The 26,118-nt window shown below is 72.8% G+C and carries 23 protein-coding genes; 12 read left to right on the top strand and 11 right to left on the bottom strand.

Annotation, left to right across the window (positions count from 1 at the left end; all coding sequences use genetic code 11):
• Positions 1-24: 24 nt before the first annotated feature.
• Positions 25-1,161: a glycosyltransferase gene (locus RHODO2019_RS05365; protein ID WP_265383969.1), complete on the top strand. Its 1,137-nt coding sequence runs from the start codon at positions 25-27 to the stop codon at positions 1,159-1,161.
• 299 nt (positions 1,162-1,460) lie between these two features.
• Here RHODO2019_RS05365 and RHODO2019_RS05360 read toward each other — a convergent pair whose 3' ends face one another.
• From RHODO2019_RS05360 to RHODO2019_RS05350, 3 genes are all read right to left on the bottom strand, one after another.
• Positions 1,461-4,325 (bottom strand): vitamin B12-dependent ribonucleotide reductase, encoded by a 2,865-nt coding sequence (locus RHODO2019_RS05360; RefSeq protein WP_265383968.1) that lies wholly within the window; start codon positions 4,323-4,325, stop codon positions 1,461-1,463.
• A 100-nt stretch (positions 4,326-4,425) separates the two neighbouring features.
• Positions 4,426-4,878 (bottom strand): transcriptional regulator NrdR, encoded by a 453-nt coding sequence (nrdR, locus tag RHODO2019_RS05355; protein WP_265384637.1) that lies wholly within the window; start codon positions 4,876-4,878, stop codon positions 4,426-4,428.
• A gap of 284 nt (positions 4,879-5,162) precedes the next feature.
• Positions 5,163-5,636 (bottom strand): LysM peptidoglycan-binding domain-containing protein, encoded by a 474-nt coding sequence (locus RHODO2019_RS05350; protein WP_265383967.1) that lies wholly within the window; start codon positions 5,634-5,636, stop codon positions 5,163-5,165.
• A gap of 220 nt (positions 5,637-5,856) precedes the next feature.
• Between RHODO2019_RS05350 and lexA the strand changes: the two genes are divergently transcribed.
• Entirely contained in the window at positions 5,857-6,618 is a 762-nt protein-coding gene (gene lexA, locus RHODO2019_RS05345) for a transcriptional repressor LexA (RefSeq protein WP_265383966.1), read from the top strand.
• A gap of 4 nt (positions 6,619-6,622) precedes the next feature.
• Here lexA and RHODO2019_RS05340 read toward each other — a convergent pair whose 3' ends face one another.
• The 3 genes from RHODO2019_RS05340 to dapF all read right to left on the bottom strand — a co-directional run bounded on the left by RHODO2019_RS05340 (position 6,623) and on the right by dapF (position 10,175).
• Positions 6,623-7,657 (bottom strand): hypothetical protein, encoded by a 1,035-nt coding sequence (locus RHODO2019_RS05340; protein WP_265383965.1) that lies wholly within the window; start codon positions 7,655-7,657, stop codon positions 6,623-6,625.
• Positions 7,658-7,693: 36 nt separating this feature from the next.
• Positions 7,694-9,244: a GTPase HflX gene (gene hflX, locus RHODO2019_RS05335; RefSeq protein WP_265383964.1), complete on the bottom strand. Its 1,551-nt coding sequence runs from the start codon at positions 9,242-9,244 to the stop codon at positions 7,694-7,696.
• Positions 9,245-9,320: 76 nt separating this feature from the next.
• Entirely contained in the window at positions 9,321-10,175 is an 855-nt protein-coding gene (gene dapF, locus RHODO2019_RS05330) for a diaminopimelate epimerase (protein ID WP_435532181.1), read from the bottom strand.
• A 274-nt stretch (positions 10,176-10,449) separates the two neighbouring features.
• Here dapF and RHODO2019_RS05325 point away from each other — a divergent pair, with 274 nt between their 5' ends.
• From RHODO2019_RS05325 to RHODO2019_RS05310, 4 genes are read left to right on the top strand one after another with little or no spacing between them, the layout of a single operon-like run.
• Entirely contained in the window at positions 10,450-11,934 is a 1,485-nt protein-coding gene (locus RHODO2019_RS05325; protein ID WP_265383963.1) for an FAD-linked oxidase C-terminal domain-containing protein, read from the top strand.
• The gene (locus tag RHODO2019_RS05320) at positions 11,924-13,039 is read left to right on the top strand and encodes an FAD-binding oxidoreductase (RefSeq protein ID WP_265383962.1); all 1,116 of its coding nucleotides are present in this window, start codon (positions 11,924-11,926) and stop codon (positions 13,037-13,039) included. Before RHODO2019_RS05325 ends, RHODO2019_RS05320 begins: the two co-directional genes overlap by 11 nt.
• Positions 13,039-14,379, top strand: a complete 1,341-nt coding sequence (glcF, locus tag RHODO2019_RS05315; protein WP_265383961.1) for a glycolate oxidase subunit GlcF — start codon at positions 13,039-13,041, stop codon at positions 14,377-14,379. The genes RHODO2019_RS05320 and glcF overlap by 1 nt, the downstream gene beginning before the upstream one ends.
• A gap of 46 nt (positions 14,380-14,425) precedes the next feature.
• Positions 14,426-16,093, top strand: coding sequence for an L-lactate permease (locus RHODO2019_RS05310; RefSeq protein WP_265383960.1), 1,668 nt, complete (start codon positions 14,426-14,428; stop codon positions 16,091-16,093).
• Positions 16,094-16,292: 199 nt separating this feature from the next.
• Here RHODO2019_RS05310 and RHODO2019_RS05305 read toward each other — a convergent pair whose 3' ends face one another.
• Positions 16,293-17,048, bottom strand: a complete 756-nt coding sequence (locus tag RHODO2019_RS05305) for an IclR family transcriptional regulator (protein WP_265383959.1) — start codon at positions 17,046-17,048, stop codon at positions 16,293-16,295.
• On the bottom strand, positions 17,048-17,959 hold the full coding sequence (gene miaA / locus RHODO2019_RS05300) for a tRNA (adenosine(37)-N6)-dimethylallyltransferase MiaA (RefSeq protein ID WP_265383958.1): 912 nt from the start codon (positions 17,957-17,959) through the stop codon (positions 17,048-17,050). Before miaA ends, RHODO2019_RS05305 begins: the two co-directional genes overlap by 1 nt.
• A gap of 190 nt (positions 17,960-18,149) precedes the next feature.
• Here miaA and RHODO2019_RS05295 point away from each other — a divergent pair, with 190 nt between their 5' ends.
• Entirely contained in the window at positions 18,150-19,562 is a 1,413-nt protein-coding gene (locus RHODO2019_RS05295; protein ID WP_265383957.1) for a DUF349 domain-containing protein, read from the top strand.
• Complete coding sequence (locus RHODO2019_RS05290) at positions 19,559-19,897, top strand: DUF1330 domain-containing protein (protein WP_265383956.1); 339 nt, start codon at positions 19,559-19,561, stop codon at positions 19,895-19,897. The genes RHODO2019_RS05295 and RHODO2019_RS05290 overlap by 4 nt, the downstream gene beginning before the upstream one ends.
• A 16-nt stretch (positions 19,898-19,913) precedes the next feature.
• Here RHODO2019_RS05290 and RHODO2019_RS05285 read toward each other — a convergent pair whose 3' ends face one another.
• Both RHODO2019_RS05285 and miaB read right to left on the bottom strand, forming a co-directional pair.
• The gene (locus RHODO2019_RS05285) at positions 19,914-20,450 is read right to left on the bottom strand and encodes an Rv2732c family membrane protein (protein WP_265383955.1); all 537 of its coding nucleotides are present in this window, start codon (positions 20,448-20,450) and stop codon (positions 19,914-19,916) included.
• Positions 20,447-21,880 carry a tRNA (N6-isopentenyl adenosine(37)-C2)-methylthiotransferase MiaB gene (miaB, locus tag RHODO2019_RS05280; protein WP_265384635.1) on the bottom strand — a complete coding sequence of 478 codons (1,434 nt, stop codon included), beginning with the start codon at positions 21,878-21,880 and terminating at the stop codon, positions 20,447-20,449. Before miaB ends, RHODO2019_RS05285 begins: the two co-directional genes overlap by 4 nt.
• A gap of 151 nt (positions 21,881-22,031) precedes the next feature.
• Here miaB and RHODO2019_RS05275 point away from each other — a divergent pair, with 151 nt between their 5' ends.
• The 4 genes from RHODO2019_RS05275 (at position 22,032) to RHODO2019_RS05260 (ending at position 25,519) form a co-directional block, all read left to right on the top strand.
• Positions 22,032-22,811 (top strand): amino acid ABC transporter ATP-binding protein, encoded by a 780-nt coding sequence (locus tag RHODO2019_RS05275; RefSeq protein ID WP_265383954.1) that lies wholly within the window; start codon positions 22,032-22,034, stop codon positions 22,809-22,811.
• Between the two features lie 95 nt (positions 22,812-22,906).
• Positions 22,907-23,803, top strand: coding sequence for a glutamate ABC transporter substrate-binding protein (locus RHODO2019_RS05270; RefSeq protein ID WP_265383953.1), 897 nt, complete (start codon positions 22,907-22,909; stop codon positions 23,801-23,803).
• Positions 23,804-23,924: 121 nt separating this feature from the next.
• Positions 23,925-24,575 (top strand): amino acid ABC transporter permease, encoded by a 651-nt coding sequence (locus RHODO2019_RS05265; protein WP_265383952.1) that lies wholly within the window; start codon positions 23,925-23,927, stop codon positions 24,573-24,575.
• Positions 24,572-25,519, top strand: a complete 948-nt coding sequence (locus RHODO2019_RS05260; RefSeq protein ID WP_265383951.1) for an amino acid ABC transporter permease — start codon at positions 24,572-24,574, stop codon at positions 25,517-25,519. Before RHODO2019_RS05265 ends, RHODO2019_RS05260 begins: the two co-directional genes overlap by 4 nt.
• Before the next feature lie 16 nt (positions 25,520-25,535).
• On the opposite strand, the gene RHODO2019_RS05255 is transcribed toward RHODO2019_RS05260, so the two are convergent.
• Positions 25,536-26,060, bottom strand: a complete 525-nt coding sequence (locus tag RHODO2019_RS05255; RefSeq protein WP_265383950.1) for a regulatory protein RecX — start codon at positions 26,058-26,060, stop codon at positions 25,536-25,538.
• Between the last annotated feature and the right edge of the window lie 58 nt (positions 26,061-26,118).

Raw genomic sequence — 26,118 nt, 5'->3', positions numbered from 1 at the left:
GTCACACCAGGGTGGTGTGGGGGCGTGAAGATCCTCGTCGTCGCGGCCCCGCTCCTGGGCCACGTGCTGCCGCTGGTCCCCCTGGCGGTGGCGCTGCGGGAGGCCGGTCACGAGGTACGGGTGGCCTGCGGCGGCGGTGTCACCGAGGTCAACACCCGAGGTCTGCCGGTGGACGACGTGGCCGGCGGCCTTCACCTCGGACGTGTGACGGCGGGCGTGGTGCTGCGCCGACCCGGCTCCGCGGTGCGCGAGCGCGGTGGTCGGGCGGGCACCGCCGTGGTCGGCGAGCTGTTCGGCCGGGTCAACGCCGGGCTGGTGGACGCCGTGGTGGACCTCGCGCGGCGCTGGCGACCCGACCTCGTGGTCCACGAACCGCTCGCCGTGGCGGGGGCGGTGGCCGCTGCGCGGCTCGGGGTGCCCGCGGTGCTGCAGGAGAACAGCCTCGCCGACGGTCCCGCGCTCGTCGCGGCCACCCTCACCTCACCGGCCCTGCGCGCCGCCCTGCACCACCACGGGCTGGACGACCTGCCCGCGCCGGCGCTGGTCCTCACCGTGGCGCCGCGCAGCGTGGTCGGCCCGCGGGCCGGTCTCCCGCTGCGCGCCGTGCCACCGGAAGCCGGCGGCGAGGCCCCCGAGTGGCTGCGGCGCCCGTGCTACCGCCCGCGCATCGTGGTCAGCCGCAGCACCGCGCCGGGTGCATCGGGTGCCGACCCCGCCCGTGCGGTGGCCGCTGCGGCCGTCGCCCTGGACGCAGAGGTGGTGCTGGTCCGACCCCGCGGCCACGCCGCGCACCGCGGTCTGGCCGGTTCCGTCCGGCGCACAGGATGGGTGCCGCTGAACCAGGTGCTGCCGCACGCGACCGCGCTCGTGCACCACGGTGGGGCGGGCAGCGCGCTCGGTGCGCTCGCGGCGGGGCTGCCCCAGCTGGTGGTGCCGGGCGCGGGGGACCGCCGGTCCACGGCGGAGCTGCTGGCCGCGCGGGGTGCCGCCCTGGCGGTCCCGGTGCGGGAGATCACCACCGACGTGCTCTCCCACCTGGTCCGCGACCCCGGGCTGCGGTGCGCCGCGCAGGAGGTGCAGCGGGAGATGGCCGGGATGCCGGCGCCGGCGCGGCTGGTGGACGCGCTGGAGGAGGTCGCGAGGCACCGACTGCGGGCGTGAGGCCGCCGGCCTCGGCGCGTCGGGAGCTCCGCGGCGGTCTGCTGCCGATCGGCCCCGGGCAGGACGAGCGTTGATCAACGGCGGACGGCGGCGTCGCTCCGGCCGACAAGGGACGTCAGCGCGTCGAGCAACGTCCACCGGACGCAACCCGCACGCCACGGATGGCGCACGACCGGGCCTGCACGCTCACGGCACCGCTGGACCCGCGCACCACGCTGCGGTGGCCACGGCGGACCGCGTCATCCGCACACGGCGCAACGCCCCGCCCCCGGTTCGGGGACGGGGCGAACGCGCCGGACTCAGCTGCAGCCGCTGGTCGAGCCGCACCCCTCGCACACGTAGCAGCTGCCGGCGGGGCGCATCTTGGTGCCGCAGGTGAAGCACAGCGGCGCGTCGGTGGCGAAGCCGGTGACCGCCTCGAGCAGCTCGGACGTGGAGCCCACCGAGGACGGTGCCGGGCTGGCCACCGCGACCTCCTTGGCGTTGACCGTCGGTGCGGTGCCGACGCTCGAGCGCAGGCCCTCCACGTCGATCTCGGCCGGCGCACCGGTGCCGTAGTCCGTCGCCGCGACCTGGGCGGAGCGTTCGGCGGCGGAGTAGATGCCGAGCTGGGCCCGCTTCTCCTCCGGCAGGTGGTCCAGGGCGATCCGGCGGAACAGGTAGTCCACCACCGAGGTCGCGATGCGGACGTCCGGGTCGTCGGTCATGCCCGAGGGCTCGAACCGGTTGTTCACGAACTTGCCGACGTAGGTCTCCAGCGGCACGCCGTACTGCAGCGCGATGGAGATGGCCAGCGAGAACGCGTCCATCACGCCCGAGAGGGTCGAGCCCTGCTTGCTCATGTTCACGAAGATCTCGCCCAGCCCGCCATCGGGGTAGGAGCCGGTGGTCAGGTAGCCCTCGGCGCCACCGACGGCGAAGGAGACCGTCTGCGCGGTCCGCTTCTTAGGCAGACGCTTGCGCGTGGGTCCGGCGTGCACGACCGCGGCCGTGGCGGTCTTGTCCGAGGAGGCCGAGCCCGTGCTGCCGGCCGAGAGGGGCTGGCCGACCTTGCAGTTGTCGCGGTAGATGGCCAGCGCCTTGATCCCCATCTTCCAGCTGTCGAAGTAGATGCCCTCGACCTCCTCGACGGTGGCCGTCTCCGGCATGTTCACCGTCTTGGAGATGGCGCCGGAGAGGAACGGCTGCGCCGCGGCCATCATGCGCACGTGCCCCATGGGGGCGATGGCCCGCTCGCCCATGGCGCAGTCGAACACCTCGTAGTGCTCCGGGCGCAGGCCCGGTGCGTCAAGGACGTGGCCCTTCTCGGCGATGTGCTCGACGATCGCCTCGACCTGCTCGGGCTGGTAGCCCAGCGACGCCAGCGCTCGCGGCACCGTCTGGTTCACGATCTGCATGGATCCGCCGCCGACCAGCTTCTTGAACTTGACCAGCGAGAAGTCCGGCTCGATGCCGGTGGTGTCGCAGTCCATCATGAAGCCGATGGTGCCGGTGGGCGCGAGCACGCTGGCCTGGGCGTTGCGCCAGCCGTTGCGCTCACCGATCTTGAGCCCGTCCTGCCAGGCGGACGTGGCCACCTCGTGCACGGCGGCATCGGAGCGCCCGACCGTGCGGAGCAGGTCGTTGGCCGCTGCGTGCTTGCGCATGACGCGCTGGTGCGCCGAGGCGTTCTGGGCGTAGCCGTCGTAGGCGCCGACCACCCCGGCGAGCTCGGCCGACCGCTTGTAGGCGGTGCCCGTCATCAGCGAGGTGATGGCCGCCGCCAGCGACCGACCGCCCTCCGAGTCGTAGGCGTGTCCGGTGGCCATGAGCAGCGCACCGAGGTTGGCGAAGCCGATGCCGAGCTGGCGGAACCGACGGGTGGTCTCACCGATGGGCTCGGTCGGGAAGTCGGCGAAGCAGATGGAGATGTCCATCGCCGTGATGATGACCTCGACGGCCTTGCTGAACGTCTGGGCGTCGAAGCTGCCGTCGTCGTCCAGGAACTTCATCAGGTTCAGCGAGGCGAGGTTGCAGCTGGAGTTGTCCAGGTGCATGTACTCGCTGCAGGGGTTCGACGCGCTGATGCGCCCGGACTCCGGGCAGGTGTGCCAGTCGTTGATCGTGCCGTCGTACTGGATGCCGGGGTCGGCGCACTCCCACGCGGCCTGCGAGATCTGGCGGAAAAGCTTCTTGGCGTCGACGGTCTCGATGACCTCACCGGTGCCACGGGCACGCAGGCCGAAGTCACCGCCGGTCTCCACCGCGCGCATGAACTCGTCGTTGACGCGGACCGAGTTGTTGGCGTTCTGGTACTGGACGCTGGTGATGTCGCTGCCACCGAGGTCCATGTCGTACCCGGCGTCGCGGAGGACCCGGATCTTGTTCTCCTCACGCGCCTTGGTCTCCACGAACTCCTGGATGTCCGGGTGGTCCACGTCGAGCACGACCATCTTCGCCGCGCGGCGGGTGGCGCCACCGGACTTGATGGTGCCGGCCGAGGCGTCCGCTCCACGCATGAAGCTGACCGGGCCGGACGCGGTGCCACCGGAGGAGAGCAGCTCCTTGGAGGACCGGATGCGCGAGAGGTTGAGCCCCGCGCCCGAGCCGCCCTTGAAGATCAGCCCCTCCTCCTTGTACCAGTTGAGGATCGAGTCCATCGTGTCGTCGACCGCGAGGATGAAGCAGGCGCTGACCTGCTGCGGGGACGGCGTCCCGACGTTGAACCAGACGGGAGAGTTGAAGCTGAACACCTGGTGGAGCAGCATCCAGGTGAGCTCGTGGGAGAAGATCTCCGCGTCCGTCTCGCTGGCGAAGTAGCCGTTGTCCAGGCCCGCCGCGGTGTAGGAGGTGACCACCCGGTCCAGCAGCTGGCGCAGGCTCTGCTCGCGCGTGTCGGACCCGGCCGCCCCACGGAAGTACTTGCTGGTGACGATGTTGACGGCGTTGAGAGACCACGACTCGGGGAACTCCACCCCGCGCTGCTCGAAGTTCACCGTGCCGTCGCGCCAGTTGGTCATGACCACGTCACGTCGCGCCCAGGTCACCTCGTCGTAGGGGTGCACGCCCTCGGTGGTGTAGATCCGCTCGACGCGCAGGCCGAGCTTGCGGCCGGACTCGGCGGTCTCGCCGTGCCCTCGGGTGGAGGAGCTGCTGGCCGTGTCGGCTCCGACGGTCTCGGTCATCGAGTGGTTCCTCTTCCTGGTGTGCTGCGGGGACGGCGGTGCGGTTCGAGCGACGTGCGGTTCGAGCGACGTGCGGGTCGAGCGACGTGCGGGTCCGGTTTCAGCCGGACTGGTGGTGACGGAGCTGGCTGATCTCCTTCTCGAAGTCCTCGGCGGAGGTGAAGGAGCGGTAGACGGAGGCGAACCTCAGGTAGGCGACCTCGTCGAGGTCCTGCAGCGGCCCGAGGATGGCCAGGCCGACGTCGTGGCTGGGGATCTCGGCGGAACCACCGGCTCGCACCTGCTCCTCGACCTGCTGCGCCAACAGGTAGAGCGCGTGGTCGTCGACGGGCCTTCCCTGGCACGCGCGTCGGACGCCGCGGACGACCTTGTCGCGGCTGAACGGCTCGGTCACCCCGCTGCGCTTGACGACGGCCAGCACGGCGGTCTCCACCGTGGTGAACCTGCGGCTGCACTCGGGGCACGACCGGCGGCGGCGGATGGCCTGGCCCTCGTCGGCCTCGCGGGAGTCCACGACCCGGGAGTCGGGGTGCCGGCAGAACGGGCAGTGCACGTCCGGACCCCCTCTCGAGTCGAGGTTGTCCACCGGCCCTGTGGACCGTGCGGTGAACAACTCCCCGTGCGCCTGTGAGTTCCGGTGGACAACCGGACCCAACCTGTGGATGAACTACAACGGTGTAAGCACTAGATGTTGTGGTCCGGACGGTAGGCGCACCCAAGACTCCGCGCAAGTGACACGCAGGGAAACCGCGTTCCCGCAGGTACCCGAGCGTGTCGAGGCAGCGGTCGCCGGGCACGCCGGGGCGGGACCGCGGACGTGACCAGCCGACGTCGTGATCAGCGGACGGGCACGACCAGCGACTCACCCGGCCGGACCACGGCACCCGACAACCCGTTCAGCGACACGATGCGCTCCACGACCGCGTACGTCGGCGCACCCGGAGCGACCCGGCCGGCGAGCTCGGACAGGCTCTCCCCCGCCCGCACCTGGACCACCGAGGTGGCCACCGGAACGGCGTCGGCCCCCGCCGAGCGCAGCGCGACGAGCCCGGCCACCGCCGCCACGCCGAGCACCGAGATCGCCACCCACGCCGCCAGGCGGCGCCGGCGCACTTGCACGCGCGTGGGCGCGTGCGGCGCACGGGACACACGGACGGGGGCCGGAGCGCCGGAGTAGGACAGCGGCCGCCCGCCGGGGCGCCGCAGCGCCTGCTGCCGCGGGACGGCCCGCCGCCGCACCGGTGGCGCCTCGCTCGAGCCCTGCGTCCAGCCGCCGGTGCCCAGCGGTGTGGTGTCAGCGAGAACAGTCATGTCATCCTCCGTCGGTCGGTCACCCGATCCAGTGCGGGCGCACATCTCGAACACCCGTTCGATCGAACGTCTGGGCGATGTCTACCAGGACGGTCCGACAAAAACGAGATCTGTCGGCGTGTCGATCGAACAGGTGTTTGAACGGGAACCCCTCCCCCGCTACGTTCGGCACCGTCGGAACCGCGTCGGCGCAGGACCGCAGAGCAGGAGGCGTCACACCATGAGCAGCAAGGACAGCCAGCAGCCAGGCCCGGCGGACGTCGGCGGAGCGGCCGGTGCTCCGGCCGCCGCCGAGGTCACCTCCGTCGCCGGTGGGCTCACCTCCCGGCAGCGGCGGGTGCTCGAGGTCATCCGCGAGTCGGTCGAGCTGCGCGGCTACCCGCCGAGCGTCCGGGAGATCGGCGACGCGGTGGGCCTCACGTCCACCTCCTCGGTGTCCCACCAGCTCAAGGCCCTCGAGCGCAAGGGGCTCCTGCGGCGCGATCCCAACCGTCCCCGCGCCGTGGACGTGCGCACCCCGGAGGACCTGGCCGCGGCCGCGCTCGCGGCGCAGGTCGAGAGCGGGGACGCCCAGCCGGACGAGGCCGCCCGCCACGACTCGATGCCCACGCCCACCTTCGTGCCCGTGCTGGGGCGCATCGCGGCCGGTGGGCCGATCCTGGCCGAGCAGGCCGTGGAGGACGTCTTCCCGCTGCCCCGGGAGCTGGTGGGCGAGGGCTCGTTGTTCCTGCTGCGGGTCGTCGGCGAGTCCATGGTCGACGCGGCCATCTGTGACGGTGACTGGGTGGTGGTGCGCCAGCAGAACGTGGCCGAGAACGGGGACGTGGTGGCGGCCATGATCGACGGCGAGGCCACGGTCAAGACGTTCAAGCGCCGCGACGGCCACGTCTGGCTGATGCCGCACAACCCCGCGTTCACCCCCATCCCGGGCAACGAGGCGACGATCCTCGGCAAGGTCGTCACGGTGATGCGCAAGCTCTGAGCAGCTACCGGCGACGGCCCGCCCTGCGCAGCCGGCCCACCAGCCACACCACGGCACCGGCGACCACCACGGCGATCACCGCGGCCTGCCACCGCTCCAGCCCGCTCCCGTCGCTCGCCGGGGCGGGCTGGTCGCTCGCCGGGGGCGTGGTGGCCCCGGGGGTCTGGGCGGGCGCGACCACCGCGAGCCCCGTCGCGCCCACGACGGTCCGGATCGCCGGCAGCACTCCAGCCGGGCCTTCCGATCCGCTCAGCAGCGCACCGTCCGCGGTGAACGCGACCGCCTCGCCCTGCGGCTCGCCGGCCAGCGGCACGCGCACCGGGTCGCTGGCCAGCGCATCCACCACGTCTCCGTCGGGCACCGACCACAGGTAGGCGTCGGTGTAGGTCCGCAGCGCCGCCACCGTCCCGTCGGTGCTCACCGCTCCTCCGGTGACGAGCACCGACCCGAGCGAACCCACCGGCCCGCCGGGGGTGTCGGTCGCGGCGATGCGCACCTGTCCCACCCGGGCCATCGGGGTCGGGCCCGGCTCGGCCAGCCGGTCGACCGGGACGTCCGGCGCGTACACCCCTGCAGTGCCGGAGACGGCCTTGGTCACCACCACCGGCCGTCCGTCGCGCTGCAGGAGCAGGGCCTCGGCGTCGTGCGGGCCGTCGGGGTAGCTGAGCCGGTGCAGGCCCGACGGCACCCCTGCCTCACCCACCGAGACGAGGGCGACCGTGTCGCGGGTCCTGCGGTTGTCCCCGGTGTCGGCCAGCCACACCGTCCCGTCGGCGGCCACCGCCAGGTCCTCGACGTCACGCAGGTCGAGCCCCACGTCGAGGGTCCCCGTCACCGCGCAGCTCGCCGGGTCGAGCGCCAGCACCTCGGTGACGTCGCCGTCCCCGGTCGCGAGCACCGTCCCCGCACGGACACCCAGCGCCGAGAGCTCCGCCAGCCGTGCGTCGGACGGCGTGCACAGCGTGCCGGGGGTGGGAGGGCCCACCGTCGAGACGGTCAGCAGCAGCGCAGGCGCGAGCAGCAGGGCGGGCAGCAGCATGTCCGGCAGTCTTCCAGGTGGCCCGGCGGGCAGGCGTCAGGCGGGCGTGGCCGCCACCGCGAACGGCGCCAGCACCGCGCCCAGGTCACCCCGCACCCGGGCGTGCAGACGGGTTCCCTCGGGGGTGTGCTCCTCGCTGAGCACCTCACCCTCGGAGTGCACCCGGGCCACCAGGTCACCCCGCTGGTAGGGCAGCAGCACCTCGGCGTCGATCTCCGGGTGCGGCAGCAGGTCCACGAGCCGGGCCTGCAGCGCGGCGACACCCTCCCCGGTGTGCGCGGAGACGAACACCGCGTCAGGCATGAGGTTGCGCAGGTGGGTCAGCATCACCGGGTCGGCCGTGTCGATCTTGTTCACCACGAGCAGCTCGGGCGGCAGGGTGGTGCTGCGCTCGTCGGCGATCTCGACCAGGACCTGGCGGACGGCAGCCACCTGCGCCTCGGGGAACGGATCGGCCCCGTCCACCACGTGCACGAGCAGGTCCGCCTGCGCCACCTCCTCCAGGGTGGAGCGGAAGGCCTCGACGAGCTGGGTGGGCAGGTGGCGCACGAACCCCACCGTGTCGGTGAGGACGTACTCGCGACCGTCGGGCAGCTCGGCGCGACGGGTGGTGGGGTCCAGGGTGGCGAACAGCGCGTCCTGCACGAGCACGCCGGCCCCGGTCAGGGCGTTCAGCAGGCTGGACTTGCCGGCGTTGGTGTACCCCGCGATGGCCACGGAGGGGACCTCGTTGCGGCGGCGGCTGTCGCGCTTGGTCTCCCGGGCCTGCCGCATCCCTGCGATCTCCTTGCGGAGCTTGGAGGTGCGGGACCGGATCCGTCGACGGTCGGTCTCGATCTTCGTCTCCCCGGGACCACGGGTGCCCACGCCGCCGGTCGAGCCACCACCGGTGCCTCCACCGGCCTGCCGGGACAGCGACTCACCCCAGCCGCGAAGCCGCGGGAGCATGTACTGCATCTGGGCCAGCTCGACCTGCGCCTTGCCCTCACGGGACGTGGCGTGCTGGGCGAAGATGTCCAGGATCAGCGCCGTGCGGTCGACGACCTTGACCTTGACGACCTTCTCCAGCGCCGTGAGCTGGGCCGGGGTGAGCTCGCCGTCGCAGATCACGGTGTCCGCACCGGTTGCCGCCACGACGTCGCGCAGCTCCTTGGCCTTGCCTGATCCGATGTAGGTGGAGGCGTCCGGGGTGCTGCGGCGCTGCACGAGGCCCTCGAGCACCTCGGACCCGGCGGTCTCCGCGAGCGCGGCCAGCTCGGCCATGCTGGCGTCGGCCTCGGCGCTGGTGCCGCTGGTCCACACGCCGACGAGCACCACCCGCTCCAGACGGAGCTGGCGGTACTCCACCTCGGTGACGTCGGCGAGCTCGGTGGACAGCCCGGAGACACGGCGCAGCGACGTCCGCTCCTCGAGCTGCATGTCCCCGGTGGACGGGTCGTCGGCCGTGCCTCGCGGGGCGGGACCGGCGGGCAGGCCGTCGAGCAGCAGGTCGTCGAGGTAGACCTCCGCCCGTGCGCTCTCGGGCAGGTCGGTGTCGGGGTGGCGGTCGGGCTCGTGGTGGTCGGACCGCGTCGCAGAGTTCGTCATGTGCGTTCCATGGTCCCACGCACCGCTCCAGGTGCGCACGTCATTACTCCATGGGCGGACGCGGGGGGTGGACGCGTCAGACCTGGGCGGCCCACCACGCGGCGTCCAGGACGCCGCGGGCCACGAGCACCGACGGACCGCGCAGCGAGCTCCGTCCACCCCCGATGCGGACGAGGACCTCGCCGCCGGGCACGTGGACCCGCACCTCACCGGTGCTGCGTCCGTCGTGGTGCAGGGCCGCCAGCGCCGCGGCCACGGTCCCGGTCCCGCAGGAGCGGGTCTCCCCCACCCCGCGCTCGTGCACCCGCATGTCCACCGCCCCGTCCACCAGGGGGGTCAGCAGCTCGACGTTGACCCCGTGCGGGAAGACGTCGTGGTCGAACTCCGGCCGGCTCGTGAGGTCGAGGCCCGCGACGTCGTCCACCACGCAGGCCAGGTGCGGGTTGCCGACGTCGACCACCACACCCTCGACGTGCCGCCCGCCCACGGTCGCCGTGCTGGTGCCGCCCTCGCGGGCCGGCCCCATCTCGACGATGACGTCGCCCACCGCACCGGCAGCGTGCACGATCACCGGTCGTGCGCCCGCCCGGCTGCCGATGACGAACCCGGTGCGGACCTCGAGGCCGGCGGCGTGCAGGTGGTGGGCGAAGACCCGGACCCCGTTGCCGCACATCTCCGCGACCGAGCCGTCGCCGTTGCGGTAGTCCATGAACCAGTCCTGCGGCGCGATGCCCTCGGCGACCGCCTCGCCGAGCGCGCCGGCCCGGACGACCCGGAGCACGCCGTCGGCGCCGAGCCCGCGGTGGCGGTCGCACAGCGCCCGCACCCGGGCCGGGGTCAGGTCGAGCTCGCCGTCGGGGTCGGTGAGCAGCACGAAGTCGTTCTCCGTGCCGTGCCCCTTCACGAACCCCACGTCGTCCACGGATCCCATGCTAGGCGGGCGACCGTTCGTTCCCGTCCTGTCGGTCCGGCGGCGCACACTGCCCGGACCTGTTGTGCAGGTCACGCCGGGAGCACTACGTTTTCACTCAGAGGTCCGCCAGTTCCACGATGCGAAACATGCACGAGACGGGAGGAGTTCTGATGGCACTGCAGCTGCCGGCCGCGGTCGCGGTCGCGGTCGTGGTTGCGCCGGGCCGGGAGCTCCCGGAGACCCCCTCCGTGCCCGCCCACGCCCGGATGCACTGACCCACCAGGAGACCGTCATGGACAGCGCCGTTCTGGCTCCCCCCGTCCCGGCTGCGCAGCTCGCCCACCGCTTCGCGGAGCAGCTCGCCCCGGGATCCATCATCACCGACCCCACCCGGCTGAGCACGTACCAGTGCGACGGGTTGGCCCACTACCGGGTCACCCCCGCCGTGGTGGTGCTGCCGCAGACGGCGGCGCAGGTGCAGCACGTGGTGCGGGTGTGCCACGAGCTCGGCGTGCCGTTCGTGGCGCGGGGGTCGGGCACCGGGCTCTCCGGCGGGGCGCTGCCGCACGCCGACGGCGTCCTGGTGGTGACGAGCCAGATGCGACGGATCCTCGAGGTGGACGTGGCCAACGAGCTCGCCGTCGTCGAGCCCGGGGTGATCAACCTGGACGTCACCAAGGCGGCGGCGGTGCAGGGCTGGTACTTCGCGCCGGACCCGTCGAGCCAGCAGGTGTGCTCGGTGGGCGGCAACGTGGCCGAGAACTCCGGGGGCGCGCACTGTTTGAAGTACGGCTTCACCACCAACCACGTGCTGGGGGTGGAGGTGGTGACCCCGGACGGCGAGCTCGTGACCTTCGGTGGTCGCACCCGGGACACCCCCGGCTACGACCTGCTGGGCGCGTTCGTGGGCAGCGAGGGCACCCTCGGCATCACCACCAAGGTCGTCGTCCGCCTGCTGCGCAAGCCCGAGACGGTGCAGACGCTGCTCGCCGGCTTCCGGAGCACGGACGCCGCGGGTGCGGCGGTGAGCGCCATCATCGGCTCCGGCGTGGTGCCCGCGGCCATAGAGCTGATGGACGCCCTGGCCATCGAGGCGGCCGAGGCGGCCACGCACTGCGGCTACCCCGATGGGGCGGGCGCGGTGCTGGTGGTCGAGCTGGACGGGCCGGTCGCCGAGGTGGAGCACACCTTCGCCGCCGTGCAGCAGCACTGCCGCGACAACGGATCCTTCGAGATCCGGGTGGCCGCCGACGACGCCCAGCGCGCGCTGATCTGGAAGGGCCGCAAGTCCGCGTTCGCCGCCGTGGGCCGGATCAGCCCCGACTACATCGTCCAGGACGGCGTCATCCCCCGGACCAAGCTGGCCGAGGTGCTCAGCGCCATGGGCGAGCTGGCCGACGCGGCCGGCGTGCGGGTGGCCAACGTGTTCCACGCCGGGGACGGCAACCTGCACCCGCTGGTGCTCTTCGACGACGGTGTCGAGGGCGAGGCCCAGCGGGCGGAGGAGGTCTCCGGCGGGATCCTCGACCTCTGCCTGAGCCACGGCGGCTCCATCACCGGCGAGCACGGCGTGGGCTCGGACAAGGCGAAGCACATGCCCAAGATGTTCACCGAGGACGACCTCGACACCATGCAGCGCGTGCGGTGCGCCTTCGACCCGAAGGGGCTGTCCAACCCCGGCAAGGTGTTCCCGACGCCGCGTCTGTGCGGCGAGGTGCCGGGTCGGCGGACCGAGGCCCACCCGCTCGTGCAGGCAGGTCTCGCCGATGCCTTCTGAGTCCGTGCCGGTGCAGCACGCGGCCACCACCGTGGACGAGGTGTGCGACGTGCTGCGCGCGGCCTCGTCGGCCGGGCGCACGGTGCTCCCGGTCGGCAACCGGTCCACGGTGGACTGGCTGCCGGGACCGGACACCGACGAGGTGCTCAGCCTGCGGGGCCTCGACGGCGTGCTCGAGCACTCGGCTGGCGACCTCGTGGTGCACGTGCAGGCGGGCACCCTGCTCAGCGACCTGCAGGCCGCGGTCGCCGGCGCCGGTCAGCACCTCGCGCTGAGCGCACCCGTGGACGGCGTGACCGTGGGTGGGCTGCTCGCCGGCGACCTCTCCGGGCCCGGGCGCTACCTGTACGGCACCGTGCGCGACCTCGTGATCGGCACCACGTCGGTGCGCTCGGACGGCGCCGTCACGCACTCCGGCGGCAAGGTCGTGAAGAACGTGGCCGGCTACGACCTGGGCAAGCTGTACACGGGCTCCCGCGGCACGCTGGGCGTCATAACCGACGCGTGGTTCCGGCTGCACCCGTTGCCCGAGTCCACCCGCTGGGTCGTGGCCGACGGGCTGGACGCCGAGGGCGCCGGCCGTGCGTTCGCCGCCGTCCGCAGCTCGCAGACGGCACCCACGGCCATCGAGGTCCGCAGCAGCGGCGACGGGTACCAGGTCGCCGTCCAGGTCGACGGCGTGGCCGCCGGCATCGAGACGCGGGCCGGCCTCGTGGCCACCCTCACCGGGGGCACGGCCACCGATGCCGAGCCTGCGGGCTGGGGCACCTGGCCCGACGAGCCGGTGCTGCTGGCCGTGACGCACTCCCCGGCAGCGCTCACCGACGTGCTGTCCGCGCTCACCGGCACCACCGTGACCGGCTCCGCCGTCGGCGTGCTCCGGGTCGGGTGCGACCTCGACCGCGCGTCGGACGTGCTCGCCGCCGCCCGCGCGGTCGCCGCCCGCCACCACGGCACGGCCACCGTGCTGCGCGCCCCCGCCGGACACGACCTCGACGTGCGGGGTCCCGGCGACCCCGCCCTGCTCACCCTCATGCGTCGGGTGAAGGACGAGTTCGACCCGACACACACCCTGGCGCCCGGGCGCCTGCTGGGAGACATCTGATGACCGACGTGAACCTGGGCCTACCTGCGGTGGGCCACCAGCCTCCCGAGAACACCGGGTCTGCCTTCGACCACCACCACCCGCCGTCGGAAGAGCTCGTCGACGACTGCGTGCACTGCGGCTTCTGCCTGCCCAGCTGTCCCACCTACGCGCTGTGGGGCGAGGAGATGGACTCCCCGCGCGGGCGCATCCACCTCATGAAGACCGGGCTCGAGGGGGCCCCGATGACCGACACCATGGTCGGGCACTTCGACGCCTGCCTCGGCTGCATGGCGTGCGTCACCTCGTGCCCCTCGGGCGTGCAGTACGACAAGCTCATCGGGGCCACCCGCGCCCAGGTGGAGCGCCACCACGAACGCCCCCGCAGCGAGCGGCTGCTGCGCGAGGCGATCTTCCGCCTGTTCCCCTACCCGAAGCGGCTGAACCTGCTGCGCGGCCCGCTGCGCCTGTACCAGGCCACCCCGCTCTCGCGGCTGCTGCGCCGATCCGGGCTGCTCGAGCGGATCGCCCCGCAGCTGCGGGTGATGGAGTCCCTCGCGCCGACCCTGTCCAAGCGGGAGGACATCCCCGTGCGCACCGCGGCCACGGGTGAGCGGCGCGCCGTGGTCGGGATGCTCACCGGCTGCGTGCAGAGCGCCTTCTTCCCGGGGGTCAACGCCGCCACCGCGCGGGTCCTGTCAGCCGAGGGCTGCGACGTCATCACCCCGAGGGCCCAGGGCTGCTGCGGGGCGCTGAGCGAGCACATGGGCCGCGAGGAGGAGGGGCTGGCCTTCGCCCGGGCGCTGATCGACACCTTCGACGCGGCCGGGGTCGACCACGTCGTGGTCAACGCGGCCGGCTGCGGATCGCAGATGAAGGACTACGCCCACCTCCTGCGCGACGACCCGACCTACGCCGAGCGCGCGCAGGCCTTCACCGCCAAGGTCCGCGACGTCTCCGAGATCCTGGTCGAGCTCGGGACGGTGGCACCGAGGCACCCGGTGGACGCCGTCGCCGCGTACCACGACGCCTGTCACCTCGCGCACGCCCAGGGCATCCGCAGCCAGCCGCGCGAGCTGCTCGCGGCCATCCCCGGCCTCGAGGTCCGCGAGATCGCCGACGCCAGCCTGTGCTGCGGCTCCGCGGGCGTCTACAACATCCTCAACCCCGGACCGGCCGACGAGCTCGGGGACCGCAAGGCGGCCAACGTCCTCGCCACCGGGGCCGAGCTGCTCATCACCGCCAACCCCGGTTGCCTCATGCAGATCGCCACCGCCACCGAGCGGGCGGGCGGGCGGATCCGGCTCGCGCACACCGTCGAGGTCCTCGACGCGTCCATCCGGGGCGTGCCGCTGGCCTGAGCGACGAGGACGCCGGCCGCACGACACTCAACGACGAGGAGCACCCGTGTACACCCAAGTTCTCGAGCACTTCGGTTCGCTGGGGCTGACCGCCCTGGTCGCCGCGCTACCCCTGCTCGTGCTGTTCATCCTGCTCGGCGTCCTGCGGATGACGGCGTGGAAGGCGTCGCTGGTGGCGCTAGTGGTGTCGCTGGTGGTCGCCGTCGCGGTCTACTCGATGCCCGTGGGTCAGGCCCTGCTGTCCGGAACCCTCGGCGCCGTCTTCGGGTTCTTCCCCATCCTGTGGATCGTCATCAACGCGATCTGGGTCTACAACATGACCGTCGAGACCGGTCACTTCGACGTCCTGCAGCGCAGCTTCGCCCGGGTCAGCTCCGACCAGCGCATCCAGGCCGTGATCATCGCCTTCTGCTTCGGTGCCCTGCTGGAAGCCCTCGCCGGCTTCGGCACCCCGGTCGCCATCACCTCGGTGATGCTCATCGCGCTGGGTCTGAGCCCCATGAAGTCGGCCGTCGTGGCCCTGGTCGCGAACACCGCTCCCGTGGCCTTCGGTGCGCTCGCCGCGCCGATCACGGCGCTGTCCACCACGAGCGGGTTGTCCGTGGCCGACCTCGGCGCCATGACCGGTCGGCAGACCCCGGTGCTCGCGGTGTTCGTGCCGCTGGTGCTGGTGTTCCTGGTCGACGGCAAGCGCGGCGTCCGCGCCACCCTGCCGGCCACGCTGGCCTGTGGGTTCACCTTCGCCATCACGCAGTACCTCGCGTCGAACTTCCTGTCCGTGCCGCTCACCGACATCGTCGCAGCCCTGTTCTCGGCCGGCGCCGTGGTCGCGGTGCTGCGGGTGTGGAGCCCGTCGGAGCCGTACACCGTCGAGCACGCGAGGGCCGCAGCCGCCGCGGAGGACGCCGCCGATGGTGGCCTGCCCGTTGCAGGGGGCGTCACCACCAGCACGCGCACCGACGTCCTGCCGGAGACCCGCGCGAACGTGCTGCGGGCCTACGCTCCCTACCTCGTCATCATCGTCGTGTTCAGCCTGGCCCAGATCCCCGCGATCAAGAGCGCGCTCGGCTCGGTCACGGAGAAGTTCGGCTGGCCGGGCCTGGACGTCCGCGATCCCGCGGGCAAGGCCCTGAGCCTGCAGACGTTCAAGTTCGACTGGCTCGCCGCCGCCGGCACGCTGCTGCTCATCTCGGGGCTGATCACCATCCCGCTGCTGGGCATCTCCCCGGCCCGGGCGCTCGCCCGCTACGGCTCGACCTACGTCCAGCTCAAGTTCGCCATCATCACGGTGATGAGCGTGCTGGCCCTGGCCTACGTCATGAACGCGTCGGGCCAGACCGCGTCGCTGGGACTGTTCCTGGCCGGTGCGGGCGGGTTGTTCGCCCTGATCGCCCCGGTGCTCGGCTGGCTCGGCGTGGCCGTGACCGGCTCGGACACCTCGGCGAACACGCTCTTCGGAGCGCTGCAGGTCTCCGCGGCCAACCAGGTGGGCATGAGCCCGGTCCTCGCCGCAGCCGCGAACGGTGCCGGCGGGGTGCTCGGCAAGATGATCAGCCCGCAGAACCTCGCTATCGCGGCGGGGGCCGTCGGTCTCGCCGGCAAGGAGGGCGACATCTTCCGGAAGGTGGTCGGCTGGAGCCTGGGGTTCCTGGCCTTCATGTGCGTGCTGGTCTACCTGCAGTCCACCCCGGTGCTGGGCTGGATGGTGGTCTGACGCGCGTGCCAGGAGGTCGCCACCCGGACCCAGGCCACCGTCGTGGCCTGGGTCCGGGTGCTCGACGGTCCGATGCCCTCGGCGGGCCCGTGGCACAGCGGCCGCCGGTGCGGCGGTCGCGGACCGCCTCGACCCGGTGATCAGGTAGACGCGGCCACCGCGCCCCGGTGGACCGAACCCCACCCCCCGGACCCGGGGGTCACGCCCGGCTGATCCGCGCCAGCTCGGTGGCCACGCGCTGCATCTCGGGGACCACCCGGTCCCGCGCCGCCGGGGTGAAGCGCGCGTCGGGCCCGGAGACCGACAGCGCCACCCGGGCCGGGCCGTCGAGCACGGGCACCGCCACGCAGCGCACGCCCAGCTCCTGCTCGGCCTCGTCGGTCGCGAAGCCCTGCCTGCGGACCTGCTCCAGGTGGGCCAGCAGCGCCGCCGGCTCCGTCAACGTGTTCGGGGTCTGCGCCGGCATGCCGGCCCGCGCCACGATCGCCCGCACGTCAGCCTCGGAGAGCTGAGCGACGAGCGCCTTGCCCACGGCCGTGCAGTGCACCGGCACCCGGCGTCCGACCTCGGTGAACATCCGCATGGCGTGCTTGCTAGGCACCTGCGCCAGGTACACCACGCGGTCGCCCTCCAGCACGGCCATGTTCGCCGTCTCGCCGGTGACCTCCACGAGCTCGGTCAGCGCCGGGTGCACCCAGGAGCCGAGCAGCCGCCCGGCACCCTCCCCCAGCCTGACCAGGCGCGGGCCCAGCGCGTAGGCCCGGGACGGCTCCTGCCGCAGGTGGCCGCCGGCGACGAGCGTGCGCAGCAGCCGGTGGATGGTGGGCGCGGGCAGCCCGGACGCCGCGGCCAGCTCGCCGAGCGTCGCGCGCCCCCCGGCGTCGGCCAGCAGCTCGAGCAGCGTGAACGCGCGGTCCACCGACTGCACGCCCGACTGACCACGCGCGACCTCCATCAGCGCAGCGTATCGAGCACCGCGTCGACGAGGTCCGCCCGCGCGGCGTCGAACCAGTGCACCCGGGCGTCGCGGCGGAACCACGAGCGCTGCCGGCGGACGAAGCGACGGGTGCCGGCCGCGGTGGAGCGGCGGGCCTCCCCCTCGTCGTGCACGCCGTCGAGCAGGTCCAGCACCTGCGCGTACCCCAGGGCCCGCCGCGCTGTCACGCCCTCGCGCAGGCCGCAGCCCACCAGGTGCTCGACCTCGGCGACCAGCCCGCCGTCGAACATCGCGGCGGTGCGGGCCTCGATGCGTGCGTCGAGCTCGATGGTGTCCCGGTCCACGCCCACGAGCACGGTGTCCCACCTCGGGGTGCCGACGCGGGGGGCGGAGGCGCTGAACGGCTGTCCGGTCAGCTCGACGACCTCGAGGGCGCGCACGACGCGGCGGCCGTCGCTGGGCAGCACCTTGGCCGCGGCCACGGGGTCGACCCGTCCGAGCTCGGCGTGCAGGGCCCCGCTGCCGCGCTCGGCGAGCTCGGCCTCCCAGCGTGCGCGCACCACGGGGTCGGTGGCCGGGAAGCGCAGCTCGTCGAGCAGTGCCTGCACGTACAGCCCGGAGCCGCCCACCAGCACCGGGACAACGCCGCGGGCGAGCAGGCCGTCCACGTCCGCGCGCGCCGCCTGCTGGTAGTGCGCCACGGAGGCCAGGTCCGTCACGGCGAGCACGTCGAGCTGGTGGTGCACCACGCCGCGGCGCTGCGCGAGGGGGGTCTTGGCCGTGCCCACGTCCATCCCGCGGTAGAGCTGCGCGGCGTCGACGTTGACCACCTCGCCGCCCAGGCGCACCGCCAGCTCCAGGCCGAGATCAGACTTCCCGGTGGCCGTGGGGCCGACCACCGCCACGGGCCGCACCGGCACTGCCGTCACCGCCGCCGGACCGCCGGTGGGGGCACCGCCACGTCCGTCGTCAGCACGGGAGCCAACGGTAGTGCACCCCGACGGCCGCTGTCGGTGTCCCTGCCGACGCCGAACCTGTTTGAATGTCCGCCAGCACCCTCAGCGGCACCGCGGGGTGGAGCGACTGGCAGCCGTGGCGCGCGGCAGGGACGAGGCACCGATGAGCGAGGACACGACCGAGCAGGGCACGACGAGCGAGGAGGCCACGTCGGCCGAGGTCGTGACCGACGCCCCGGAGTCCGAGAGCACGCCCGCCCCGGCCCCCGCCCCCCGCCCCGGACCGCGCCCCGGCGGGCCCCGCCCGGGTGCCCCCCGCCCCGGTGCCCCGGCGGCACGGCCCGCCACCGCCGCACCGACGAGCGACCCGAGCGCGTTCGGTCGGGTCGACGAGGACGGCGGGGTCTGGCTGAGAACCACCGAGGGCGAGCGCCAGGTCGGGTCCTGGCAGGCCGGTGAGCCCGCAGAGGGCCTGGCCCACTTCGGTCGCCGCTTCGACGACCTCGCGACCGAGGTCACGATCCTGGAGAAGCGCCTGGCCTCGGGCGGTGGCGACGCCCGGCAGACCCAGGAGTCGGCCCGCACGCTGCTCGACGGGCTGCCCACCGCCGCGGTGGTCGGCGACGTCGCCACCCTCGGCACCCGCCTCGAGGCCGTGCTCGCTGCCACCGAGGTTGCCGCTGCGGCTGCGAAGGAGCAGAAGGAGGCGGCCCGGGCGGAGCAGGCCGCCCACAAGGAGGCGCTCGCCGTGGAGGCGGAGCAGCTCGGCACCGAGTCGACCCAGTGGAAGGCCGCCGGCGACCGGCTGCGGGAGATCCTCGAGGAGTGGAAGACCATCCGGGGGATCGACCGCAAGACCGACGACGCCCTGTGGAAGCGCTACTCCAAGGCGAGGGAGGCGTTCAACCGTCGGCGCGGAGCGCACTTCGCCGACCTCGACCGCGAGCGCGCGGTGGCCCGCACCCGCAAGGACGAGCTCGTCGCCCAGGCCGAGGCGTTGTCGACCTCCACGGACTTCGGAGCCACCGCCGGCCAGTTCCGCGACCTGATGGCGGAGTGGAAGGCCGCCGGTCGGGCGCCCCGCGAGGCCGACGACGCGCTGTGGGCCCAGTTCAAGGACGCCCAGGACCGCTTCTTCGCCGCGCGCAACGCCGCGGCCGGTGAGCGCGACGCGGAGTTCGGCGCCAACGGTGAGGCGAAGCAGGCCCTGCTCGCGGAGGCGGAGACGATCGACCCGGCGCGCGGGCTGGACCAGGCCAAGGCGGCGCTCCGCTCGGTGCAGGAGCGCTGGGACGCCGTCGGCAAGGTGCCGCGCGAGCTCGTGCAGGCGCTCGAGGCCCGCATGCGGACGGTGGAGGACACGGTCCGCGGGGCCGACGAGGCCCGGTGGACGCGCACCGACCCCGAGGCGGAGGCCCGGGCGGCGCAGTTCCGCGAGCGGGTGCGCGCGTTCGAGGAGCAGGCCGCCAAGGCCCGTGCGGCGGGCAAGGAGAAGCGGGCGCTCGAGGCCGAGGCGCAGGCCGCGCAGTGGCGCGAGTGGGCCGACGCCGCCGAGGGCGCGGTGGGCGGCGCATGAGCACCGGGGACGACGCGCCGGTCTACGCGCTCAACCTGTTCGACGTCGCCGACCGCGACGAGTACCTGGCCTACTCGCGTCGCTCGGCGGCGGCGGTGGTCGGGCACGGCGGGCGGGTGGTGGCCCTCGGGCGGTTCCGGGAGGCGGTCCACGGCGACGTCACCCCCCGCCAGGTCATGATCGTCGTCGAGTGGTCCTCGGCCGCGGCCTTCCAGGGCTACCGGGACGATCCGGACCTGGCCGACCTGCACCCGCACCGCGAGGCCGGGGCGTCGTCGTACGTCTGGCACCTGTTCGACCGGCTCGACGACCTGCGCCCCCTGCTGCGCCCCTGACGGGCCCGGCGGGTGCTCAGTCGTCGAGGAGCAGCTTCGGGGTGAACTCCGCCTCGCGCTGCGTGCGCGAGGACGGCACCTGGGTCCACACCAGGCGCAGCCAGTTGAACGTCACCACCAGCACCACGATCCAGGTGAGGACCAGGCCCACCCCGGGACCGGCGCCCGTGGCCCCGATGCCGACCGTCTGCCGCGACCACACGGCCAGCAGGCCGAACAGCGACGTCAGCCCGCTCCCGGCCGCCGCCACCCAGGCCAGCGCCCACCGACGGGTCAGCAGCGCCAGCGCCGTGACCACCACCGTGAACAGAACGGCACCGCCCACGAACAGGCGCGAGGGCAGCCGGACGTCCTCCGCCCGGGCGCTCGCGTCGAGCAGCAGGACGTCCCAGCCCGAGGCGCCACCGGTGTGCGGCAGGAGCATGGCCACGATGAGGACGAGGAGGGCGCCCGCGATGCCCACCCCGCGGATGCCGGGCTCGAGCTCGCGCGCGACCTTGCGCTCCACCTCCTCGAGCTCGGCGTGGGTGTCGGGGTGCAGGTCCTCGCTCATGCCCCACATCCTCCCGCGGCCGCCACGGGCGTGCTCGGCGCCCCCACCGTCGGCAGCCCCAGCCCCACCCCGGCGGTGCGGGGGCGGGCACCGGCCTCGTGCAGGTCACCGGCCCGCGTGCGGCGGTGCCCGACCAGCACGGCGTCCGCGACGAGGTGGTGGGGTGCGGCGTGCGTCACCACGGTGGTGACCACGTCACCCGGGCGCACCGCGCGCTCGCCGGGCACGAAGTGCACCAGCCGCCCGTCACGCGCCCGGCCGCTCATCCGCGCCGTGTGCACGTCCTTGCGGCCCTCGCCGGCGGCCACCAGCAGCTCGACCTCGGTCCCCACGAGCTCACGGTTGCCCGCCAGCGCCATCTCGTCCTGCAGCGTGGTCAGCCGCACGTACCGCTCCCCCACGACCTCCTTGGGCACCTGGTCACCCATCCCCGCGGCCGGGGTGCCCGGTCGCGGCGAGTACTGGAAGGTGAACGCGTTGGTGAACCGCGACGCCCGCACGACGTCCAGGGTGGCCTGGAAGTCCTCCTCGGTCTCGCCGGGGAATCCAACGATGACGTCGGTGGTGATCGCCGCGTGCGGCATCGCCTCGCGCACCCGGTCGAGGATGCCGAGGTAGCGCTCGCTGCGGTAGGACCGGCGCATCGACCGCAGCACCCGGTCGGAGCCGGACTGCAGCGGCATGTGCAGCTGCGGCATGACGTTCGGGGTCTGCGCCATCGCCGCGATCACGTCGTCGGTGAAGTCCCTCGGGTGCGGCGACGTGAAGCGCACCCGCTCCAGCCCCTCGACCTCGCCACACGCACGGAGCAGGTCGGCGAACGCACCCTGGCCCACGCCCCCCGGACCGGTGCCGTAGGCGTTGACGTTCTGACCCAGCAGGGTCACCTCCAGCACGCCCTCGGCGACGAGCGCCCGCACCTCGGCGAGCACGTCGGCCGGACGGCGGTCCACCTCGACCCCGCGCAGCGCGGGCACGATGCAGAACGTGCAGCTGTTGTTGCAGCCCACCGAGATGGAGACCCACCCCGAGTAGCTCGACTCCCGGCGCGCGGGCAGGCTGGAGGGGAACACGTCGAGCGCCTCGAGGATCTCCACCTGCGCCTCGTCGTTGTGTCGCGAGCGCTCGAGCAGCGCCGGCAGCGAACCGATGTTGTGGGTGCCGAACACGACGTCCACCCACGGGGCCTTGGCCACGATCGTCTCGCGGTCCTTCTGGGCCAGGCACCCCCCGACGGCGATGCGCATGTCCGGGTTCGCCCGCCTCGCCGGGGCCAGGTGGCTGAGGTTGCCGTACAGCTTGTTGTCGGCGTTCTCGCGGACCGCACAGGTGTTGAACACGACGACGTCGGCCTGCGCGTCCGGTTCTGCTCGTGCGTACCCGGCGTCCTCCAGCAGGCCCGCCAGGCGCTCGGAGTCGTGCACGTTCATCTGGCAGCCGTAGGTCCGCACCTGGTACGTCCTGATCTGCTGCTGGCCCGCCGTCTGCTCCACGGGTCCGAGGCTAGGCGCTGGTCACAACTGGGGTACAACTCGTCGACCACCGCGGATGGGGAGTGATTACCGGGTAGTTTTCTCGCCCATGACGCAGTCGGACCTGAGCAAGCAGCCCGTCGCGCCCCCGGGAGCCCCGCTCGTGGTGCTGTCGGCGGTCAACAAGCACTACGGCGACCTGCACGTGCTCCGCGACATCGACCTCACGGTGCACGCGGGCGAGGTCCTGGTGGTCATCGGCCCGTCCGGCTCCGGCAAGTCCACGCTGTGTCGCACCATCAACCGGCTCGAGACCATCGACTCGGGGTCGATCACGGTGGACGGCACCCCGCTGCCGGAGGAGGGCAAGGCGCTGGCCGCGCTGCGCTCCGAGGTCGGCATGGTCTTCCAGTCGTTCAACCTGTTCGCGCACAAGACCATCCTGGAGAACGTCACCCTCGGGCCGATCAAGGTCCGCGGCAGGGACAAGGCGGCGGCCCGCACCGCGGGGCTCGCCCTGCTCGAGCGGGTGGGCATCGCCAGCCAGGCCGACAAGCTCCCCGCCCAGCTCTCCGGTGGTCAGCAGCAGCGCGTCGCCATCGCCCGGGCCCTGGCCATGGAACCCAAGGTCATCCTCTTCGACGAGCCCACCTCGGCGCTCGACCCGGAGATGATCAACGAGGTCCTCGACGTGATGACCCAGCTGGCCAAGGACGGCATGACGATGGTGGTGGTGACCCACGAGATGGGCTTCGCCCGCCGGGCCGCCGACCGAGTGGTGTTCATGGACGCCGGCCAGATCGTCGAGCAGGCCACCCCGGACGAGTTCTTCGCCCACCCGAGCAGCGACCGGGCCAAGGACTTCCTCTCGAAGATCCTGAGTCACTGACCTCCATCTCCCACCAGGGACCGGCGTGCCCCCCCGGCCGTCGCACGCCCCCCACTGAGCCCGTGACCGCGGGCCCGACCAGGAACGAGCGCACCGTGAAGAACCGACGCATCCTCTCGACCGCGGCAGCCGCCGCGGTCCTGGCCCTCACCCTCGCCGCGTGCGGGGGCAGCAGCTCCACCGCGGACGCGCCGGCGCCCGTGGCCTCCGCACCCAGCTTCGCGGCGGGCACGACCATGGCCAAGCTGGCCTCCGCCGGAACCATCCGCGTGGGCATCAAGATCGACCAGCCGGGATTCGGGCTGCGGGGACTCTCGGGCAGCTACGAGGGCTTCGACGTGGAGATGGCCAAGATCGTTGCCGCCGGCCTGGGCATCAGCCCGGACAAGATCGTGTACTCCGAGGCCACCTCGTCGGTGCGCGAGCAGGTGCTGGAGAACAAGCAGGTCGACATCGTCGTGGCCACGTACACGATCAACAAGGCCCGCAAGGAGCGCATCTCCTTCGCCGGGCCGTACTACCAGGCCGGTCAGCAGCTGATGGTCAAGTCCGACAACTCGACCATCACCAGCCCCGACGACCTGAAGACCAACGCCAGCGCGAAGGTCTGCTCCGTCACGGGCTCGACCCCCAGCGAGAACATCAAGCCCTACCTGGCGAGCCCCGACCAGCTCGTCCTGTTCGACACGTACTCCCAGTGCGCGGACGCCCTGGGCAACGGCCAGGTGCAGGTGGTGACCACCGACAACGTCATCCTGCTGGGCTTCGTCTCCAAGTCCAACGGTGCCTACAAGCTGGTCGGCAAGCAGTTCACCAAGGAGCCCTACGGCATCGGGATCCCCAAGGGCGACACCGCCTTCTGCACGTTCATCGACGAGCAGCTGACGGCCGCCGCGAGCTCCGGTGCCTACGAGAAGGCCTGGACCTCCACCGCCGGCAAGGTCGACGGTGCCGAGACCCCGACCCTGCCCACCCTGGACGCCTGCAGCTGATCGAGCCCGGCGGTCGCGGGGCGGTGGTTCGTCCCACCACCCCGCGACCGCCGCTGCCCCGCCGTCCGACCGCGATCGACCCACGCACCGCACCGACGCCCGCCGCAGGAGGCCGCACCCCGTGAGCCCCGTCCTCGACAACCTGGACCTCTACTGGTCCGGGTTCCTGAAGTCCTTGCTCATCTGCATCTACGCGATGGTCGGCGCCCTGCTCCTGGGGACGGTGCTCGCCGCCTTCCGGGTGTCCCCCGTGCCGACGCTGCGGTGGGTCGGCAGCGCCTACGTGACGGTGCTGCGCAACACGCCCCTGACGGTGGTGCTGTTCTTCCTCGCGTTCGGTCTGCCCGAGCTGGGGATCAACCAGAGCTTCTACACCTTCGGGGTGGCCGGACTGATCTTCTACACCTCCGCTTTCGTGTGCGAGGCAGTGCGCAGCGGCGTGAACTCGGTCGCTCCTGGACAGGCCGAGGCAGCCCGTTCCATCGGGCTGAACTTCACCCAGTCCCTCACCGTGGTCGTCCTGCCGCAGGCGCTGCGCACGGTGGTGCCCCCGCTGGGCAGCGTCATCATCGCCATGTTCAAGAACTCGGCCGTCGTCGGAGCCTTCGGCGTGGGCAGCGACCTCTACAGCGTCGGCAAGCAGCTCTCCAGCGCGCAGGGTCTGCCGGCCCTGCCGGTGTACGTCGGATCGGCCCTCGGCTACCTCGTGATCACCCTGTCGGCCGGGCTCGCCCTGGCCGTCATCGAGCGGAAGGTGGCGATCGTCCGATGAGCACCACGACTCCCAAGGCTCCCTCCCGGCGGGCTCGGCGCGCGGCCCCGGACCCCGGTGCCACGGTGCTGTTCGACGCCCCCGGTCCGGTGGCCCGGCGAAACGCGTTCGTGTTCAGCCTCGTCGGTGCGGTCCTCGTCGTCGCGGTCGTGGTCGTGGCCGTGCTCCGGCTCGCCGATCGCGGACAGTTCAAGGGGGCCTTGTGGGCACCACTGCTGGACCCGTCGGACAAGGACTTCCAGCAGGTGTGGAAGCTCATCGGCACCGGTCTGGGCAACACCCTGCGCGCCGCCGTCATCGCCATCGTGCTGTCGCTGGTCATCGGCACGGTCATCGCCCTGCTCCGGCTGTCGCTCGGCCGGGTCGGGCGGGTGCCGGTGGTCGCGCTCATCGAGCTCCTGCGCGGGCTCCCCGTGGTCATCACGATCCTGCTCGTCTACACCGTGGTGACCTCCTACAGGGTGAACCTGGGCTTCCTGCCCGGCGGCCGGGACCTCTGGATCCTGGTCATCGGCCTGACGCTGTACAACTGCGTGATCATCGCCGAGATCGTCCGTGCCGGCGTCGTCTCGCTGCCCAGGGGTCAGCGCGAGGCCGCTCTGGCGGTCGGCCTGACCAACCAGCAGGCGATGCGCTCGATCCTGCTGCCCCAGGCCTTCCGCGTGATGCTGCCCTCGCTGATCAGCCAGCTCATCGTCGTGCTGAAGGACACCTCGCTGATCAGCCTCATCGGGGGCTACATCGAGCTGCTCAAGCAGGGCGGGCTGCTCATCCAGAACCTCGGGAACCCCATCCAGGTGTACGTGGTCATCGGGATCATCTACATCCTCATCAACTACACGCTGGGCAAGCTCGCCGAGTACGTGCAGCGCCGCTCGTCCCGCAGCAGCGCCAGCGGCCGGGTGCCCATCGTGGACGGAGCGACGGGCACAGCCACCGTCTGAGCGGCACCGACGCCGCTCAGGCGTCCGGGTCGAGCCCCTCCACGTCCGTCCCCGCGGCGGCGAGCTCGTCGCGGACCACGCCGAACGCCAGTCCCTGGCCGTAGCCGCGCCGCGCGAGGACACCGACGAGCCTGTGAACCACCACGGCGCGCTCGCGTTCGTCCGAGGGCACGGTGAGCCGGCGGAGCCTGCGGCGCACGAGCTCGCGGGCGCGCTCGGTCTCCGCCTCGTCGTCCACCTGGGCCAGGGCGGCGTCGGCGTGGTGGGCAGCCACGCCCTTGGTCCGCAGCTCCATCGCCAGCGCACGGCGACCCCGGCCCGAGTACGTGTGCCGCGAGTGCACCCACGCCCGGGCGAAGGCAGCGTCGTCGACCAGCTCGACCTGTTCCATGCGGTCGAGCACCCGCTCCGCGACCTCGGGCTCGATGCCCTTGTCCCGCAGCCGCTGGGCGAGCTCGTGGCGGCTGCGCGGACGGCTGGTCAGCAACCGGAGGCACGCCTCACGGGCCGCGCCCTCCGCCTCGGCCGCAGTGGGCGGCACGGAGGCGGAGGGCGCGCTCGTCGCGGACCGGTCGGCAGGAGCGCCTGAGGTGGAGCGG

It is taken from the genome of Rhodococcus antarcticus, assembly GCF_026153295.1.
GTDB classification, from domain to species: domain Bacteria; phylum Actinomycetota; class Actinomycetes; order Mycobacteriales; family Mycobacteriaceae; genus Rhodococcus_D; species Rhodococcus_D antarcticus.
This window is presented reverse-complemented; position numbering and strand designations above follow the sequence as displayed.

What these genes read in the sequence shown, in the direction of transcription:
- RHODO2019_RS05360 (WP_265383968.1), bottom strand. Translation starts at nt 4,325, where the DNA reads ATGACCGAGACCGTCGGAGCCGACACGGCCAGCAGCTCCTCCACCCGA.
- RHODO2019_RS05350 (WP_265383967.1), bottom strand. Translation starts at nt 5,636, where the DNA reads ATGACTGTTCTCGCTGACACCACACCGCTGGGCACCGGCGGCTGGACG.
- lexA (WP_265383966.1), top strand. Translation starts at nt 5,857, where the DNA reads ATGAGCAGCAAGGACAGCCAGCAGCCAGGCCCGGCGGACGTCGGCGGA.
- RHODO2019_RS05340 (WP_265383965.1), bottom strand. Translation starts at nt 7,657, where the DNA reads ATGCTGCTGCCCGCCCTGCTGCTCGCGCCTGCGCTGCTGCTGACCGTC.
- hflX (WP_265383964.1), bottom strand. Translation starts at nt 9,244, where the DNA reads ATGACGAACTCTGCGACGCGGTCCGACCACCACGAGCCCGACCGCCAC.
- dapF (WP_435532181.1), bottom strand. Translation starts at nt 10,175, where the DNA reads ATGGGATCCGTGGACGACGTGGGGTTCGTGAAGGGGCACGGCACGGAG.
- RHODO2019_RS05325 (WP_265383963.1), top strand. Translation starts at nt 10,450, where the DNA reads ATGGACAGCGCCGTTCTGGCTCCCCCCGTCCCGGCTGCGCAGCTCGCC.
- RHODO2019_RS05320 (WP_265383962.1), top strand. Translation starts at nt 11,924, where the DNA reads ATGCCTTCTGAGTCCGTGCCGGTGCAGCACGCGGCCACCACCGTGGAC.
- glcF (WP_265383961.1), top strand. Translation starts at nt 13,039, where the DNA reads ATGACCGACGTGAACCTGGGCCTACCTGCGGTGGGCCACCAGCCTCCC.
- RHODO2019_RS05305 (WP_265383959.1), bottom strand. Translation starts at nt 17,048, where the DNA reads ATGGAGGTCGCGCGTGGTCAGTCGGGCGTGCAGTCGGTGGACCGCGCG.
- RHODO2019_RS05295 (WP_265383957.1), top strand. Translation starts at nt 18,150, where the DNA reads ATGAGCGAGGACACGACCGAGCAGGGCACGACGAGCGAGGAGGCCACG.
- RHODO2019_RS05290 (WP_265383956.1), top strand. Translation starts at nt 19,559, where the DNA reads ATGAGCACCGGGGACGACGCGCCGGTCTACGCGCTCAACCTGTTCGAC.
- RHODO2019_RS05285 (WP_265383955.1), bottom strand. Translation starts at nt 20,450, where the DNA reads ATGAGCGAGGACCTGCACCCCGACACCCACGCCGAGCTCGAGGAGGTG.
- miaB (WP_265384635.1), bottom strand. Translation starts at nt 21,880, where the DNA reads ATGAACGTGCACGACTCCGAGCGCCTGGCGGGCCTGCTGGAGGACGCC.
- RHODO2019_RS05275 (WP_265383954.1), top strand. Translation starts at nt 22,032, where the DNA reads ATGACGCAGTCGGACCTGAGCAAGCAGCCCGTCGCGCCCCCGGGAGCC.
- RHODO2019_RS05260 (WP_265383951.1), top strand. Translation starts at nt 24,572, where the DNA reads ATGAGCACCACGACTCCCAAGGCTCCCTCCCGGCGGGCTCGGCGCGCG.